This window comes from Paenibacillus sp. FSL H7-0756, from assembly GCF_038006765.1.
In the GTDB taxonomy this organism is placed as follows: domain Bacteria; phylum Bacillota; class Bacilli; order Paenibacillales; family Paenibacillaceae; genus Paenibacillus_AQ.
This window is the reverse complement of record NZ_JBBOVT010000001.1, coordinates 58,831-74,421: the sequence shown is the minus strand read 5'-3', so window position 1 is coordinate 74,421 and position 15,591 is coordinate 58,831. Positions and strand designations below refer to the sequence as shown.

General features: G+C 51.4%; 12 protein-coding genes and 1 riboswitch. Of the genes, 7 read left to right on the top strand and 5 right to left on the bottom strand.

The window, feature by feature from the left end; translation table 11 throughout:
* The gene (locus tag NST04_RS00320) at nucleotides 1–249 is read right to left on the bottom strand and encodes a hypothetical protein (RefSeq protein WP_341182687.1); all 249 of its coding nucleotides are present in this window, start codon (nucleotides 247–249) and stop codon (nucleotides 1–3) included.
* 295 nt (nucleotides 250–544) lie between these two features.
* Between NST04_RS00320 and guaA the strand changes: the two genes are divergently transcribed.
* The gene (guaA, locus tag NST04_RS00315) at nucleotides 545–2,083 is read left to right on the top strand and encodes a glutamine-hydrolyzing GMP synthase (protein WP_341182686.1); all 1,539 of its coding nucleotides are present in this window, start codon (nucleotides 545–547) and stop codon (nucleotides 2,081–2,083) included.
* Nucleotides 2,084–2,201: 118 nt separating this feature from the next.
* Here guaA and NST04_RS00310 read toward each other — a convergent pair whose 3' ends face one another.
* The 4 genes from NST04_RS00310 to rsgA form a co-directional block, all read right to left on the bottom strand.
* On the bottom strand, nucleotides 2,202–2,711 hold the full coding sequence (locus NST04_RS00310) for a DUF3278 domain-containing protein (RefSeq protein WP_341182685.1): 510 nt from the start codon (nucleotides 2,709–2,711) through the stop codon (nucleotides 2,202–2,204).
* On the bottom strand, nucleotides 2,701–2,904 hold the full coding sequence (locus tag NST04_RS00305) for a helix-turn-helix transcriptional regulator (protein WP_341182684.1): 204 nt from the start codon (nucleotides 2,902–2,904) through the stop codon (nucleotides 2,701–2,703). The genes NST04_RS00310 and NST04_RS00305 overlap by 11 nt, the downstream gene beginning before the upstream one ends.
* Nucleotides 2,905–3,054: 150 nt before the next feature.
* Complete coding sequence (locus tag NST04_RS00300; RefSeq protein WP_341182683.1) at nucleotides 3,055–4,062, bottom strand: aminoglycoside phosphotransferase family protein; 1,008 nt, start codon at nucleotides 4,060–4,062, stop codon at nucleotides 3,055–3,057.
* Nucleotides 4,059–5,132: a ribosome small subunit-dependent GTPase A gene (gene rsgA / locus NST04_RS00295; RefSeq protein WP_341182682.1), complete on the bottom strand. Its 1,074-nt coding sequence runs from the start codon at nucleotides 5,130–5,132 to the stop codon at nucleotides 4,059–4,061. The genes NST04_RS00300 and rsgA overlap by 4 nt, the downstream gene beginning before the upstream one ends.
* 538 nt (nucleotides 5,133–5,670) lie before the next feature.
* Nucleotides 5,671–5,770, top strand: a riboswitch (purine riboswitch).
* Between the two features lie 128 nt (nucleotides 5,771–5,898).
* Here rsgA and NST04_RS00290 point away from each other — a divergent pair.
* The 6 genes from NST04_RS00290 (at nucleotide 5,899) to NST04_RS00265 (ending at nucleotide 15,478) form a co-directional block, all read left to right on the top strand.
* Nucleotides 5,899–7,299, top strand: coding sequence for an NCS2 family permease (locus NST04_RS00290; RefSeq protein WP_341182681.1), 1,401 nt, complete (start codon nucleotides 5,899–5,901; stop codon nucleotides 7,297–7,299).
* A 157-nt stretch (nucleotides 7,300–7,456) separates the two neighbouring features.
* Complete coding sequence (locus tag NST04_RS00285) at nucleotides 7,457–9,457, top strand: hypothetical protein (protein WP_341182680.1); 2,001 nt, start codon at nucleotides 7,457–7,459, stop codon at nucleotides 9,455–9,457.
* Nucleotides 9,454–13,290 carry a glycosyltransferase family 39 protein gene (locus NST04_RS00280; RefSeq protein WP_341182679.1) on the top strand — a complete coding sequence of 1,279 codons (3,837 nt, stop codon included), beginning with the start codon at nucleotides 9,454–9,456 and terminating at the stop codon, nucleotides 13,288–13,290. The genes NST04_RS00285 and NST04_RS00280 overlap by 4 nt, the downstream gene beginning before the upstream one ends.
* A 95-nt stretch (nucleotides 13,291–13,385) precedes the next feature.
* Nucleotides 13,386–14,363, top strand: coding sequence for a glycosyltransferase family 2 protein (locus NST04_RS00275; RefSeq protein WP_341182678.1), 978 nt, complete (start codon nucleotides 13,386–13,388; stop codon nucleotides 14,361–14,363).
* Nucleotides 14,353–14,757, top strand: coding sequence for a GtrA family protein (locus NST04_RS00270; protein WP_036696898.1), 405 nt, complete (start codon nucleotides 14,353–14,355; stop codon nucleotides 14,755–14,757). The genes NST04_RS00275 and NST04_RS00270 overlap by 11 nt, the downstream gene beginning before the upstream one ends.
* A 67-nt stretch (nucleotides 14,758–14,824) precedes the next feature.
* Nucleotides 14,825–15,478 (top strand): class D sortase, encoded by a 654-nt coding sequence (locus tag NST04_RS00265; protein WP_340944387.1) that lies wholly within the window; start codon nucleotides 14,825–14,827, stop codon nucleotides 15,476–15,478.
* Nucleotides 15,479–15,591: the final 113 nt, after the last annotated feature.

Genomic DNA, 15,591 nt, shown 5'->3' with positions numbered 1-15,591 from the left:
TCAGCTTGCCGCTACAAATGTAATCGAAAAACCGACCACATTTACCACTGCATGGGCACGAGGACCAAATGTAATCGAAAAACCGACCACATTTAGCGCTGCGTGGGCACGAGGACCAAATGTAATCGAAAAACCGACCACATTTAGCGCTGCATGGGCACGAGGACCAAATGTAATCGAAAAACCGACCACATTTAGAGCTGCGTGGGCATGAGGACCAAATGTAATCGAAAAACCGAATACATTCAAATGCACGCTTCCCATAGTAGCGCAATACTACCAGTCACGGCTGTAATTCTTCACTGTATTTCCATAACATAGAGACAGGCTCCCGTTAGCAGTGAATCGGCAGACACTTGCTCATCTGCAGGTATTCCGTATTGTCATGGCCGCGAGCCTGTTCTGCTACCTTTGCCCCGTGCAGGCATTACCTCCTCCACCCTGCCACAGCTATCCCAAAACCTTAAAACAGAGGGACCCCATTTCCTTGACGCTGAGAATTAACCATGAGTATAATGAATCCAATAATCAAGGGAGGCAAGTAATGAACAAGCCAAATGAAATAATCGTTGTTCTGGATTTCGGGGGACAGTATAACCAGCTTATCGCGCGCAGAATTCGTGACCTGGGGGTATACAGCGAGCTTCTGCCCTACAATACACCGATGGAGAAGATTAAGGCCTTATCGCCCAAAGGGATTGTATTCTCAGGCGGGCCAAGCAGTGTCTATGCGGAGAATGCACCACATGTAGACCCGGCGATTTACGAGCTCGGGCTGCCGATCTTCGGTATCTGCTATGGGATGCAACTGATGGCACAGCAGCAGGGAGGCAAGGTGGAACGCTCCGCCAAGCGCGAGTACGGCAAAGCAGATGTGGAATTCGCACCCAGCTCCGTGCTGGCAGCGGGCCTTGAGAGCAAGCAGACGGTATGGATGAGCCACGGCGACCATGTAGTGGAGCTTCCGGAGGGCTTTAAGCTGGATGCCGGTACAGAGAGTGCGCCGATTGCAGCCATGAGCAATGATGCACGCAAATTCTTCGCCGTTCAGTTCCATCCTGAGGTACGCCACTCCGTGAAGGGGAATGAGATGATCTCGAACTTCCTGTACGAGGTCTGCGGCTGCGAGGGCAAATGGACAATGGAGTCGTTCATCGAGGATGCTGTGAAGGACATCCGTGATAAAGTCGGCGACAAGAAGGTGCTCTGCGCACTCAGCGGCGGCGTGGATTCCTCTGTTGTGGCGATGCTGATTCACCGGGCGATCGGCGACCAGCTGACTTGTATGTTCATCGACCACGGCCTTCTGCGCAAAGGTGAAGCGGAGAGCGTCATGGAGACTTTTGTCGGCAAGTTCGATATCCATGTTGTCAAAATCGACGCCCGCGACCGCTTCCTCGGCAAGCTGGCCGGTGTCTCCGATCCCGAACAGAAACGTAAAATCATCGGCAATGAGTTCATCTACTGCTTCGACGAAGAATCGGCCAAGCTGGGTGACTTCGCGTTCCTGGCCCAAGGTACACTGTATACCGACATCGTAGAGAGCGGTACGGCAACTGCACAGACCATCAAGTCGCACCACAATGTGGGCGGGCTGCCGGAAGATATGAAATTCAGTCTGATCGAACCGCTGAACACCCTCTTTAAGGATGAAGTCCGTAAGCTGGGCGAAGAGCTGGGCATGCCGCATGCGATCGTATGGCGTCAGCCTTTCCCGGGTCCGGGTCTGGCAATTCGTGTGCTGGGCGAAGTGACCGAAGAGAAGCTGACCATCGTCCGCGATTCCGACTATATTCTGCGTGAAGAGATTGCCAAGGCGGGTCTCGACCGCGAGATCTGGCAGTATTTCACTGCACTTCCTAACATGAAAAGCGTTGGCGTAATGGGTGACGAGCGTACGTATTCCTACACCGTCGGCATTCGTGCGGTAACCTCCATCGACGGCATGACCGCTGACTGGGCACGTATCCCTTGGGATGTACTGGAGAAAATCTCCGTGCGCATCGTCAACGAAGTCGACAACGTGAACCGCATCGTCTACGACATTACCTCCAAGCCGCCAGCGACTATTGAGTGGGAATAGACATAGGTTAAAATTAAAACTCTCTTCTACCGGCAGGCTTCTGCCAATAGAAGAGAGTTTTTTGTCGGATACGGTACCGTCCTTTAAAAAATCATCAAAGCTGTTCCCGCTTGTATTTCTATACGATTTTTTTAATATTTCTCTTTTGAAGAAAATATGTAATGATGCCAAAGGCAGCGCCTGCAGTACACCAGATCAGAATGTTGAACAAGCGGATGTCAATCTTATCACCAGCTAACGCCGGGAACAGGAACTCCATCAGGACGAACATAGTAATGCCCCACTGGGCACCGGCCAAGAAAAACTTTTTCTTCAATGCTTTAATGATTTGTTCATAATCTGCATCGGTGTCATATTCCGTTTCGGCAACTCCGGTTTTGCGGAGCCGGATCAGGATGTAGTACGCTACGAACTGCTGAACAATGAACAGAGCCATAGTTCCGAACGTGAAGGTGTGGTTGAGGGTATCAATAATTAAGCTGATGAGCATCAGACCGGATGTCAGATACAAGGCTTGCATGCAGGCAACGGCAAGAATCCGGTGGATCTCTGCCCGCTGATACTCATCTCTTTCCTCCGAATATCCAATAAATGGCTTCAACATTCTCTTCTCTATTTTACTCAGCATTACTATTTACCTCCCAGAAAAGTGTATTTAAATCAGAGTTCAGGGCCTTGGCCAGCTTAACGCATAAATCCAATGAAGGATTATACTTGTCATTCTCAATCAGATTGACCGTCTGCCGGGCAACTCCGACCTCCTTCGACAGAGCAAGCTGCGACATACCGGAGCGTTTTCTGTATTCGGCAACCCTGTTCATATCGATTCCTCCTTGAAAAAAAGTCGCATATATATGACTAATCGTTTGTTCATCATACTCTCCATAAGTTTATGTGTCAAATATATATGACAAGAAAGAACTCCAAAACCCTATATTAGGCTTTGGAGTTCTTCCCGCTTAGGCGGACAGCTACAAGCTCTTCAATTCATAAATCTTCTCTAGCGTACGAAGATTCTCCGCCTTCCCGTCATCCTCCTCCGTATGGAGATACCCTTCCACCATCCGGTATCCGAATACGAGCAGGATGAATTCGTAGACGCAGTGGCCGGCAAGCGGGGCAATCTCTCCCGCATATTCTGCGAAGCCCCGGTAATAAGCAGGGACACACCGCTGGTAGTATTCAACCATGTGATCAAGATCCGCCTCATCCGCAATCAGGCTGGCGATGTCCTCGCCGAGGTAGCCCCAGCCCGAGGTATCCCAATCAATCAGCGCGATGGTCCCGCCGGTATAGATGATGTTGGTTACCCAGAAGTCCCGGTGGCACAGTACGAGGGGCAACTTTTCAATCCGGGCAAAGATATCGTCCGACTGCTCGTCGATGTCGATGAGCATTTGCCGGATATGCTGCGGGAAGTCACATTCCTCCGAACGGATATAGTCGTAGACGAGCGGCCAGGACCGGTAATGCAGATAGGTGTTCTTCATGAGATCCGCATGGCTCAGGTTGGTCAGACTCTGCAGCACTTCAGGCTGCGCTGCGTATAATTTGCCTTGATAGCGTCCCAGCTCCAGTGCCGCCTGTTCATACATATCGCCGGTCAGCTCCAGGCCGGAGATGCCATCCATATATTCCAGCCATAATCTCATTTCATCCCCGGCTTCATTCATCTCAGCGTGATAACACACCGGCCAGCGGAAGGATTCCGTGAAGGTTGCACCGAGTGGCGAAGCGTAGAGGTCATATTCCCGCCGCCAGGAAAGCGGATCATCGTATCGTTCCCATTTCTTCTGGATTTTCAGCACAATACGGTACGGCAGCTGCTCTCCGTCAGCCGTTTCGGCTGTTCCGGTAACCAGCTGCACATCCCCCAAGGTCCCGCCATGTAGCTGTAACGTCTGGTAGTCAGCAGCTGTAATCGTTGTTTTGAAAAGCGCACTTAGTGCAGTATATAACGCTTCAGTTGGAATCTTCATTTTTTTCGTCCTCCGTTTTTCTTCATTTGCTTGCGCTGCATAGCAGCTGACTGATTGCGGGCATCCTTGCCCCTGAGATAGTTAGTTCTGTTCTGCACGAATTGGTTCTCCTGCTGCTGGGCCATGTAACGCTCCCAGCGTTCACGCGGCAAGGAACCGTCCGCAAGAGCGGCAAGAACGGCGCAGCCCGGCTCGGCCTCATGGCGGCAATCCTTGAACCGGCATGCGGAGAACCTTTCCTCCACATCACTGAAGCCGGCAGAGATGCCTTCGTCAGCGCCGAATAATCCAAGCTCACGCATCCCTGGGGTATCGATTACCATTGCGCCCGAGGGGAGCATGAATAATTGACGGTGTGTAGTTGTATGCCGTCCCCGGCTGTCTTCCTCCCGGATGGCACTGACCTTCATCGCATCCCGTTCCATCAGGGCGTTGAGCAGTGAAGATTTTCCGACCCCGGACATACCGAGGAAGACGACAGTCGAACCTGGCTTAAGATAGACATCAAGCTCATTCAGCCCGTGACCGTTATGACTGGACACTGCATGCACCGGCACATCCGGCATGCTCTGCTGGACTTCTGCCAGCGGGCGGCTCCAGTCTCCAGTAAGGTCTGCCTTCGTCAGAATGACCACTGGCTGGCCCCTGCTCTGCCTGGCCTGGGTCAGATAACGCATCATACGGGTGACATTGAAATCCCAGTTCAGGGAGGACAGAATAAATACATAGTCAAAGTTGGTGGCCACGACCTGCTCCAGAATAGTTTTGGTATAGCCAGCGGCATGACCCGAATAATTCGCCCGCGAGAACTTGGAGCGGCGGGGGAGCAGCGTAACGATGAGTGAATCTCCGCTCCCATTCGGGAGAAGCAGAACGAAATCACCGACACACGGGAAGTCCTCCCGGGTTTCTGCACTGTGATAGAAGGTGCCTTTGAGCACAGCCGTTACCTCGCCCTGTGCGGTTATAACGGTAAACCGCTCCCGCTGGAGCTCTGTAATTCTTCCGGGCAATAGTCCTGAAGGAATTTCCTCTATTTCTGTATATCCATAGGTTTTTAGATCAATCATGATTTTGGGTTTAGCTCCTTTTAAAGTTGTTTTGTGGACGCAAAAATGCCGCGGAACAGCAGCCTCAAGAAGAAGCTGCTGATCTGCGGCATCAGGATGCAAAGAAGATACGACCTTCATCGTATCCCGCAAACAGCAATATTCACGAAAGGTTACTTGGGATGGCATACCAAATAATACGGGCTTTGCCCGCCTTTTTAAGAAGCATGCCTGCTATGCAGTTCTAAACTGAAACCACCATATAAGTAGTAGCCAATTCAAACATCCCCTTTCGGATAAGGAACTTGTAGGAAAATTGATTGCTTATCGCTAAGCTCATTCAGGTTAACATATGTTGGCGCGCTAATCCATGTAGAGATTAATTATAATTAATTTAGTACGGACCTCTCCGCATTTAGGCTGCAATGTTTGGGGAATTCTCTCTGAACCAAGCGGGATTTGTCATAAAAATGTTCAATTTACGAACATTTATGTAAACCTGACGGGCAATGTTCGTATTTACCATTGACAAGGCATGTCATCTCCCCCTAAAATGATAAAGCGCTACAGCAAATATATTCGTATAATTCCGGGGATCGGCCCGGAAGTCTCTACGAGGTCACCGTAATGACCTGGCTACGATTAAGAAGAGCAGCTTGTTCTGGGATGACCGGCAATGGTCCGGGATTTCGGGCAGCGATCTCTTTTTTCGGGCCGGTGTCTTCCCAGATGCCGGCTTTCTGTGTTGCTGTATTGGCACAACATACAACCTTAGGGGGAGAACCATTTGAACCGCTTTTTCAAACTGAAAGAGAACGGCACCACAGTACGTACAGAGATCATGGCCGGTATAACCACGTTTATGGCAATGGCTTATATTCTGTCGGTTAATCCAAGCACTCTGACTGCCTTCGGCCGCATTGATATGGGCTGGTATTCCGTATTCCTTGCGACGGCGCTGGCAGCCGGTATTTTCACCATTGCCATGGGGGTATTCATTAACTTCCCGGTCGCTCTGGCACCTGGTATGGGCCTTAACGCATATTTCGCTTCCGTAGTCTTATCCTCTGCCACCACTGAACATGAGTTCACCTGGCAGATGGGTCTTACCGCCGTATTTATCTCCGGGATTATCTTCATCCTCCTGACCATTACCCGGGTCCGGCAAATTCTGCTCACTGCCATTCCTGACAGCCTGAAGCATGCGATCACTGTAGGTATAGGGATGTTCATCACCATTATCGGCTTGAAGAACAGCGGACTGATGACTATCGGCGTCGAAGCCGGAAGTGATATCGCCGCTAACAAATTTACAGATGTACTTTCTTTTGAAACTGTAATTCATATGGGCAGCCTGGAGAACACCAATGTCCAGCTCGTGATTATCGGACTGCTGCTGATCTCTATTCTGATGGTATTGCGCGTTCGCGGTGCTATTCTGTTCGGAATTCTCGGAACTACCGTGGCTGCAATCCTCATGGGTGCTGTAGATTTCAGTTCACTGAGCAATCCGCAGACGCCATGGGTGCCTGACTTCACACAGCTGAACTTCTGGGAATTCGACTGGGAAGGTATTATGCACACCGGTATCGTATCGGCGATTGCCACCTTTACCTTCGTAGAATTGTTTGATACCTTCGGTACGCTGGTAGGTACTGCTGAACGTGCCGGAATCATGAAGAACCCTGAAGAGGGCAAAAAGCGTGTCGGAAATGCCATGTTCGTAGATGCGGTAGCTGTTGCGGGCGGTGCGATGCTGGGTACTTCCACCACTACCGCTTACGTTGAGAGTGCAGCCGGTGTAGCTGAAGGCGGACGTACGGGTCTGACTGCAGTAACTACAGGGATCTGCTTCCTGCTTGCCCTGTTCCTGGCTCCGGTAGTCGCACTGATCCCTGGTCCGGCCACAGCAGCAGCGCTGATTATTGTTGGTGTACTCATGGCTCAATCGATCCGTGACATTGACTTCCAGGACATGGTACTGGCAATTCCGGCCTTCCTGACCTTCGTAATCATGCCGTTTACGTATAACATTGCCAACGGAATTTCATTCGGGATTGTTACTTATGTTATTCTGGCTTGTGTTGCGAATATCGCCGGCAAGAAGAAATATGATATCCACTGGATGATGTGGGTGCTGGCGGTGCTGATCATTCTGCGTTATGTTCTGATCGGCAGCCAAGGCTAATAAGCTCCACGGATTCTGACTTCCAATCTGCGGTCTCTTCATTATATGAAGAGGCCGTTTTCTTTTTTGTTCTTGTAAGGGGCACGCGCCCGGGAGAAGCTGGGCTTTACCCTTTTCATTAACCAATATTTAGATTATATTGTTGAAGAGGTGATAAATGGTGTCCGGTGTATTCAATCGAGTGTACAAGTCCTTCCGTAGCCAGCCCTGGCCAGTGCTGCTGTTCCTGCTTGGGGCAATGGTCCGTATTCTATACATAACTTCTATTCCACCGGGACTGAATCAGGACGAAGCCTCTATCGGCTATGATGCCTATGCCATATTGCACTACGGAATGGACCGGAATGGTGTTCATCTGCCGATTCATTTAATCGCCTGGGGCAGCGGGCAGAATGCGCTCTATGCCTACTTGTCCATGCCGTTCATTCTGTTGTTCGGACTAACGCCGTTGTCTGTACGGGCGGTTAGCCTGATCATGGGACTACTGGGTATGCTGTTTTTCTATCTCATTATGAAAAGACTGTCGGTCTCGCCTGGGGCCGGAACAGCTGCTATGTTCTTTATCGCCATTAATCCGTGGCATATTATGATGTCCAGGTGGGCGCTGGAATCGAATCTGTTTCCTACGATGATTTTGATAGCCGTATACTTTCTGCTGCGCGCCTTTACGAATTCAAGGTGGCTGTATGCCTTTACCGGTATGCTGGCTCTCTCGCTGTATGCTTATGGAACAGCGTATTTTTTCGTCCCGCTATTTGCACTCGGTACGGCAATTCTTCTATTATATAGCAAGGTCCTGCGGCCCCGTGCCTTGGCCTGGAATTTTATATGGTTTGCGGCACTGGCGCTGCCTATATTACTATTTATTATCATTAACCGTTACGCCATGCAGGATATAGCTACTCCGCTGTTCACGATTCCGAAGCTTACGACGCCGCGCGTGGAGGAGATTTCATCCGTATTCGGCGGCAGGCTGTGGCAGGCCGCTGCGGATAACCTTAGTGCCTTCAGCAAGCTGATGTGGAGCGGGAGCGACGGCTTGCCCTGGAACTCCATCTCTCCTTACGGGTATGCGTACCCGCTTGCGTTGCCTTTTGCCCTGCTCGGTCTGATCGTTCTCCTGCATTCCTGGTGGACAAGCCGGCGGGAGAGGGAGAGCGCCGGCAGGGGAGCCGTGCTGCTCTGGTTCCTGGTGGCGGTGCTTATGGCGCTGATTACAACTGTGAATATTAACCGGATTAATATTATTTTTTATCCGTTCATTATGCTGGTAAGCACCGGATTCGTCTGGCTGGCAGGCAGAGTCAAAGGCGCAGCCATCCTGGCGGCGGCCGGATTCGCCGTGATGTTTATTTTATTCTCCAACACGTATTTCCGCGATTTCCCTGAACAAATCGGCCCAGCCTTTTATGAATCTTTGGGGGAGGCTGTCGGATATGCTTCCGAACACAGTACTGGTGAAGTCTATCTTACGAATCAGGTGAATATGCCTTATATTTATGTACTGTTCTATGAGCAAATCAATCCGCATGATTTCCTGAAGTCCGTTCAGTATGCCAATCCGGGAGAAGCCTTTCAGCGGGTATCTTCCTTTGGAAGATACAGGTTTGAGGATTTGAACAGGGTGCCTGCGAATACCGCATATATCTATGCGAATACTGCTGTGCCGCCTGCGGCAAGTGCCGGATCTAGAGTGAAGCGTTTTGCCAACTATAGCGTACTGCTCACCAGTGAACAGACAGACTGGTCTCAAGACACACCTAAGACTGCTGCAGGCGAGTTTGTGAATGGCGGATTTGAGGAAGGGACAATGGGGTGGACCTTCTCTGCTGGTACGGGAGTGGCCGGCAACAACCCCTTCGCCGGGAGTAAGCTGGCATATCTGGATCCCGGAGCGGAGACCATCGTATCGCAGACTTTTACCGCCACAGCCGGTGAGTACAGACTGACCGTTATGTCCAGTAGCGGAGGCAGCGGCGGGAAGATCGGCATTCGGGCAGCCGGTAAGGTGCTTGCCGAGACAGAGCTGCCTGCGGCGGAAGCCTATCAACAGGTCACACTTCCTGCGGTCACTCTGGAGCAGGGGATACAGGCAGAAGTATACATAACCGGCGGTAATGGCTGGATTAACATTGACGAGGTGAGGGTAGAACGATGACCAAGAATGTACGTGCAGCGGCAACCGTTATATTAATGCTCTTCTTATTTATTCTTCCTGTAACAAGCATTTATGCCGAAAGGAATCTATTGCAGAACCCGGGCTTTGAAGAAGGGGAAGAGGGGGCCCCGGCAGGCTGGAGCAAGGACATGTGGATTGCCGGAGATGCGGCAGGCTCCATATCCGTTCAGTCCGAAGAGGTTCATTCCGGCAGCAAAGCGGCGGTTATCGAGAACCTGGAGCCTAATCACCTGAAGTGGGTGCAGACCGTTACCGTTGTGCCGGATAGCTACTACAGAATCTCTGGATATGTCAAAATAGCCAGCATCGCAGGCGGGGGAATCGGGGCCAACATCTTCCCGGTAGGCATTGGGGGCGGTTACCCCGCTACCAGCGACACCGGCGGTGAATGGCAGCGTCTGGAGTTCATCGGCCAGACCGGCAAGGAGCAGACCGAGATCGGAATCGGCGCTGCGCTCGGCGGCTATGCTAATCTGGTTCAGGGCAAGGCCTATTTCGATGATCTGTCCGTAGAGAAGCTGGATACAGTGCCGGAGGGATCGAATATAATTTCGCTGGACAGCGGAGCCCAGGCTCCCCCGGCAGATGCGGATGGAGGAAGCAAGCCGGAGGAAGTGCCGCATAAGGTATCTCCGGCCAAGCTGCTGCTGCTCTCTGGAGCTTTCTGCCTGTTCTTTGCTTTTCTATACACAAGAGCCTTCCGCAGTGAGCGTCTGCTGAGACAGGAGGATGTAATCTACACCCGCTGGCTGTACGTTTTGTTCGGGGCGGCATTCATCCTGCGGATCTGGATCGGCCTTACGGCCCAGGGCTACAAGAATGATATGAACACCTTCATGGCCTGGGGCCAGCGCCTGACTGACCTTGGACCGGGCAAATTCTATGAGGAAGGTTATTTCGCTGATTACCCGCCGGGGTACTTATATGTGCTATACCTGCTGAGCCTGCTGCGCGGATTGTTTAATTTTGCGGGCGGATCAGGTGCCGAGACGGTTCTCTTCAAGCTGCCTGCGATGCTCTCTGATTTGGTGCTTGGCTGGATTATCTATAAGAGCGCGCGTACAAGGCTCGGCTCCGGGCTGGCTATGGGACTAATGATGCTGTTCCTGTTCAATCCGGCTGTGCTGATGGACTCGGCAGCCTGGGGGCAGGCGGATTCCTTTTTCCTCATCTTCCTGCTGCTCAGTATAATGGGGGTTGTTGATAAGCGCTTTGTACGTGCGGCGGTCTTCTTTGCCGTCGCTACATTGATCAAGCCGCAGGCGCTGATCTTCACACCTGTGCTGCTGCTTGCCTTCTACCATCACCGGGCCTGGAAGCAGCTTGCGCTGGGCGCCCTGTACGGACTGGGGATTTTTCTTGTCCTCGCAGCCCCGTTCTTCTGGAACAACGGCGGGTTTGCAGGCTTGATTAACCTTTACAAAAGCACACTGTCCTCCTATCCGTATTCCACAGTGAATGCATTCAACCTGTATGCCTTGACCGATCCGATGTGGTCGGCGCTGGACGTGACCTGGCTCGGCATCCCTTACCGTATCTGGGGCTTTATTTTCATCCTGGTAGCAGTTGCACTTGCAGCGTATTATTCCTTCAATACCAAGGACCGCAAGGATCTCTCCAAGTCCTACTTCATCGCTATGGTGCTGATCACGATTGTCTTCGTATTCGGTACCAAAATGCATGAGCGTTACTTGTATCCGGTACTGATCCTGTCCTTATTCGCCTTCATGGAGAGCCGGGACCGGCGGTTCCTGACCCTGTTCCTCGGGTTCTCTCTGACCCAGTACATCAATGTTGGTTATACGCTGGCGTACCTGAATACCGGCGGAAATCCGCCGGCTGACGGCATTGTGCTGGTTACAGCTATTACCACTATCATTCTTGCGATATATCTGCTCTATATTGGATACGATGTATATATCCGCCGAACTGCGAAGCTTTTACCTGAGCCGGTTACCCCTAAGGAGGCGTACGCAGCAGATCTGCTGCTTGCAGAAGGCATCAAGCCGCTTGCCCCTGCTGAGCGGCGTTCTCCGCTGAAGCTGAAGCGCAGAGACTGGATCTGGATGCTCGGCATCACCGCGTTGTACGGAGCGCTTGCCCTCTATCATCTGGGTGATAACAAGGCACCTGAGACTCTGTGGGAGCCGGCGGCCAGCGGTGAGAGCTTCTATGTGGATCTGGGGCAGGCCCGTCAGCTGGAGCGGGTTAATGTCTTCGGTGGTGTCGGGACCGGGAAGTTTCAGCTGGAATTCAGCCAGACCCCTGATAATTGGAGCAACCCGCTTGAGGTAAGCGAGGATGTCGGCAATGTCTTCATCTGGAAAAGCCAGCCGCTTAACGTATCCGCAAGATATGTTAAGCTCTCGGTTACGTCTCCAGGCTTCACTCTTAACGAGATGGCCTTCTATGAGCAGGGGGCACCGAAGGTCCCTCTGACCATAGCAAGCGTAACACCTGATTCGGGAGCAGCTAAAAGAGGAGCGCCGGCCAATCTGTTCGATGAGCAGTCCGTCATACCGGAGAACTCTAATTTCATGAACAGTACGTATTTTGATGAGATCTATCATGCCCGTACGGCTTATGAGCATTATCATAATATTGTTCCTTATGAGAATACGCACCCGCCGCTTGGCAAGCTGCTGATCGGGCTAGGAATGGAGCTGTTCGGCGTCAATCCGTTCGGGTGGCGGATCATAGGCACCTTGTTCGGGATTGCGATGCTGCCGCTGATCTATATCATGGCCATGCGCTTGTTCCGTAAGACTACCTATGCGGCACTGGCAACAGGATTGTTCGCTCTGGACTTCATGCATTTCACCCAGACGCGGATATCAACCATCGATGTGTACGGTGTATTCTTCATTATGCTGATGTTCTATTTCATGCAGCGGTATTTCACGATGAATTTCTACCGGGTGCCGCTGCGGACAACGCTTGTTCCGCTGTTCTGGTCAGGACTGTTCTTCGGTATCGGGGTTGCTTCGAAGTGGATCGTGATTTACGGAGGCGCGGGGCTTGCTATTATGCTTGCGCTGGTACTTTTTGAACGCTACAGAGAATACAAGGCTGCCGGACGTCTGCTGGCTGAAGGCAAGCTGGGCGGACAGGAACTCAAAGCCGCCTGCAGGACCGCAGATCAGTTCTTCTGGAAGAATACAGTGATCACCTTGGTTAGCTGTATAGGATTCTTCATTGTTATTCCGGGTATCGTATATAGTTTGTCCTTCATTCCTTCACTGTCTGCATCAGCAGAGGGCTTCACCGTTAAGGGCCTGATTGATGCCCAGAAGAATATGTACAACTATCACAGCCAGCTTGTAGCAACACATCCGTTCGCCTCCTCCTGGTGGGAGTGGCCGTTCATGAAGCGTCCCGTGTGGTTCTTCAGCGGCGGCGAAGGCTTACCCGCAGGCAAAACGAGCAGCATAGTTACCATGGGCAATCCGCTGATCTGGTGGACAGGAATCTTCGCAATGCTGGCCGCCGTATGGTTCACTGTGAAGCGCCGGGACAAGAACCTGTATATGATCTGGATCGCCTTCTTCTCACAATATGTTCCCTGGATGCTTGTGCCGCGTGAGACGTTCCTGTACCATTACTTTGCGATGGTGCCGTTTATGATTCTATCCATTGTGTACATCCTGAAGCTGCTTGACAGCAGGTTCCAGGGTGCCAGATATTTGCGGTACGCCTATGTTGCGGCTGCCGCCATCCTGTTTGTAATGTTCTATCCGGTCTTATCCGGCATGCAGGTGAACAGCAGTTATATCATTCAAGTACTTCGCTGGTTCCCTTCCTGGGTATTCTAGGAGGGGAGCTGTAAGAGCCCATAGTTGTTGAAAGCTGATGTTGAAGAGGCGCATCAAAGAAGCTGTGGCTTACAATAAATTTAGGAGGAACCCTTGTGAAGGCCAGATATAGTGTAATTGTGCCCATGTATAATGAGGAGGAAGTCATTCAGGTAACCTACGAGCGGCTCAAAAAAGTAATGGATGAGTGCGGGGATACCTATGAGCTTGTGTTCGTCAATGACGGCAGCCGGGACCGTACGGCTGAGATTATGCGCGGAATCAGTAATAGGGATGAGCATGTCAAGCTGATTGACTTCTCCCGTAACTTCGGCCACCAGGTGGCGATTACGGCGGGCATGGATTATGCTGAAGGTCAGGCTGTCGTGGTGATTGACGCAGATCTCCAGGACCCGCCGGAGGTCATTCTGCAGATGATCGCCAAGTGGAAGGAAGGCTATGAGGTAGTCTATGCCAAGCGGCTGAAGCGCCACGGAGAGACTTTTTTCAAGAAGGTTACGGCCAAAATCTTTTACCGTCTGCTCAGCAGCATGACCAGTGTGGAGATTCCCACAGATACCGGGGATTTCCGGCTGATCGACCGCAAGGTCTGCGATGTGCTGCGCGGTCTGAAGGAGAAGAACCGTTATGTACGGGGGCTGGTGAGCTGGGTCGGCTTCCGGCAGACCATGGTGGAATATGTGCGGGAGGAACGCTACGCCGGGGAGACGAAATATCCGCTCAAAAAAATGATCCGCTTTGCGCTCGACGGAATCACCTCCTTCTCGCATAAGCCGCTCAAAATCGCCTCCTATATCGGCTTCTTCCTGTCCTTCTCCAGCTTCATCTACCTGTTCCTGGTCTTATTCCAGAAGGTCTTCACCTCCTGGACCGTGCCGGGCTGGGCGTCCATTGTCGGGGTGAACCTGTTGTTTAACGGCATTGTGCTGATGCTGCTGGGCGTCATTGGGGAATACATCGGACGGATCTATGACGAATCAAAGGATAGACCGCTCTATATCGTGCGCGAGACCAGAGGCTACCCGGATACAGAGTCTGAAGACACCCGGAAGGAAAGCGATTATGCAAGATAAGGCTTGGCGCGCAGGCATGATCCAGTTTCTGAAATTTAATGCGGTGGGCCTGCTTAACACATTCATAGATTTTGCGGTATTTACCCTGCTGCATTCCCTGGGGATGCTTAACACCCCTGCACAGATTATTTCCTATAGCGCCGGGACGGCCAACAGCTTTTTCTGGAATAAGAAGGTGACCTTTAAGGGAAGGGACAGAGGCGGGAATGGCGGCTTTGACCGGATGCAGCTGGTGAGATTTATTGTGCTGAATCTGCTGGTGCTGGGCATTTCGGTGCTGTTGATTCATCTTCTGACTGACCGGCTGGGGATACAGGTGCTCCTGGCCAAGGTGCTGGTTACCTTCATAACAGTGATCATTAATTTCTTTGGAAGCCGGAAATGGGTATTCTAAAGAGACAGTATATCTTCCCCGTATTCTGCGGCGGGAGTACTTATTCTATATTGCGGAGGCGATTGTCATGCGGAAGTTATCCTATTTGATTATACTTGCCGGGGTCCTGATTATGCTCTACCCCAAAGGAAGCGAATGGTACGAGGACCGTCAGCAGCAGAAGCTGCTGGAAGAGGCCGAACAGGCCTATAGTGAAATCGTTCCTTCGGCTACCGCTCCTGCCAGCCAGGATCTGAGCAAGCCTTATGCGGAAGTCACCCAGCTGCTGGCGGAAGAGTCTGGTGCAGAAGAGCCGGTGCCCACTACAGCGCCCGAGATTGAAGTTGGAGGCAAGATCACTGCCATTATTGAAATTGACAAAATCGATCTGAAGCTGCCTGTACTGGAGGGCGCCACCAAGACTAATATGAAGCATGCTGCGGCGCATATGAAGGAGACAGCTCCGATTGGCGCGGTAGGCAATGCAGCGATTGCGGCACACCGGTCAAGAACGGCAGGGCGGCTGTTCAACAGACTGGATGAGGTCGGTAAAGGGGATACCATTACTGTTATTACAAGCGGCCAGGAATACAAATATGTTGTATATGATGTATCTATTGTAGAGCCTACTGATATTTCGGTACTGAAGGGAAAGGATGATGATAAGATTCTGACCCTTATTACCTGTGATCCGCTTGTCAACCCGACCCACAGACTTATCATTCATGCGAAGCTGACCTGAATCCATCAAGACAAGGCGATAAAGGTCGAAAAAACATAAAATTTTAGTATATTTGTGGTGGAATCTAGCAATTTGGGTCTTGATAATAGATAGAGGTATGGTAAGATAGAACT

Coding starts and splice junctions, on each gene's coding strand:
- NST04_RS00265 (WP_340944387.1), top strand. CDS start 14,825: ATGCGGAAGTTATCCTATTTGATTATACTTGCCGGGGTCCTGATTATG.
- NST04_RS00310 (WP_341182685.1), bottom strand. CDS start 2,711: ATGCTGAGTAAAATAGAGAAGAGAATGTTGAAGCCATTTATTGGATAT.
- NST04_RS00270 (WP_036696898.1), top strand. CDS start 14,353: ATGCAAGATAAGGCTTGGCGCGCAGGCATGATCCAGTTTCTGAAATTT.
- NST04_RS00300 (WP_341182683.1), bottom strand. CDS start 4,062: ATGAAGATTCCAACTGAAGCGTTATATACTGCACTAAGTGCGCTTTTC.
- NST04_RS00280 (WP_341182679.1), top strand. CDS start 9,454: ATGACCAAGAATGTACGTGCAGCGGCAACCGTTATATTAATGCTCTTC.
- guaA (WP_341182686.1), top strand. CDS start 545: ATGAACAAGCCAAATGAAATAATCGTTGTTCTGGATTTCGGGGGACAG.
- NST04_RS00305 (WP_341182684.1), bottom strand. CDS start 2,904: ATGAACAGGGTTGCCGAATACAGAAAACGCTCCGGTATGTCGCAGCTT.
- rsgA (WP_341182682.1), bottom strand. CDS start 5,132: ATGATTGATCTAAAAACCTATGGATATACAGAAATAGAGGAAATTCCT.
- NST04_RS00285 (WP_341182680.1), top strand. CDS start 7,457: ATGGTGTCCGGTGTATTCAATCGAGTGTACAAGTCCTTCCGTAGCCAG.